Source organism: Myxococcus eversor (assembly GCF_010894455.1).
GTDB classification, from domain to species: domain Bacteria; phylum Myxococcota; class Myxococcia; order Myxococcales; family Myxococcaceae; genus Myxococcus; species Myxococcus eversor.
Map to the genome: position 1 here is coordinate 1 of NZ_JAAIXY010000122.1, position 254 is coordinate 254.

Annotated in this window: 1 protein-coding gene; it reads left to right on the plus strand. The window is 67.7% G+C overall.

Annotated features, from left to right (window positions below; translation table 11 throughout):
- A partial coding sequence (locus G4D83_RS45410) for a hypothetical protein (protein WP_205522876.1) occupies positions 1–232 on the plus strand: 232 nt, incomplete at its 5' end.
- Positions 233–254 lie beyond the last annotated feature (22 nt).

The following is a 254-nucleotide window of genomic DNA, read 5'->3' on the forward strand; positions in this document are numbered from 1 at the left end:
GCCAGGCGTTGCAGCCGGCACACCAGCCCGCGTGAAGCTCGTACTGCTTCACCTCGGGTACCACGCGCGGCAACTCCACCACCTGGTGGACCCGCGCGGGCGGCGCCTCATCCAACCGGAGCAGTGGTGTTGCGAGGCGAGCTGGTTGATGGACGAGCAATCCGCCTGGTTGATGGGCATCACCGAGCGCGAGCGTGAGCGAGCGCGCTCGGAGATGGGAGCGGCCTACTGATTGGCGGAGTCGGTGTCGAGCA